This is a genomic window from Pseudomonas sp. DrBHI1 (assembly GCF_002205115.1).
GTDB classification, from domain to species: Bacteria; Pseudomonadota; Gammaproteobacteria; order Pseudomonadales; family Pseudomonadaceae; genus Aquipseudomonas; species Aquipseudomonas mosselii.
In genome coordinates this window covers 1-456 of the sequence record NZ_NIBE01000100.1, presented here as the reverse complement: position 1 = coordinate 456, position 456 = coordinate 1, and the positions used below count along the sequence as shown (strand labels likewise).

At 68.2% G+C, this 456-nt stretch carries 1 protein-coding gene; it reads left to right on the top strand.

What is annotated here, in order from left to right; genetic code table 11:
* On the top strand, nucleotides 1-456 hold a 456-nt coding region (locus CC207_RS20010; protein WP_143496143.1), incomplete at both ends, for an AMP-binding protein.

Below are 456 nucleotides of genomic sequence, written 5' to 3'. Positions count from 1 at the left end.
CTGGGCGCCACTGCTCAACGGCGGCGCGGTGGTGGTGATCGACCAGGACACGGTGCTGTCGCGCCAGGGCCTGCGCGAAGTGCTGCTGGAGCAGGGCGTCACCGTACTGTGGCTGACCGCCGGCCTGTTCCACCAGTTCGCCGACGACCTGCTGCCAGCGTTCCGAGCGCTTCGCTACCTGATGGTCGGTGGCGATGTGCTGGACCCGGCGGTGATCGCCCGGGTACTGCGCGATGGCGCGCCGCAACACCTGCTCAACGGCTACGGCCCGACCGAGGCCACTACTTTCAGCACCACCCACGAAATCACCGTGGTGGGCGAGGGCAGCATCCCGATTGGCAAGCCGATCGGCAACAGCCGCTGCTATGTGCTCGATGCCCGCCAGCAACTGCTGCCAGTGGGGGCGGTGGGCGAGTTGTATATCGCCGGTGACGGCGTGGCCCTGGGCTACCTGGG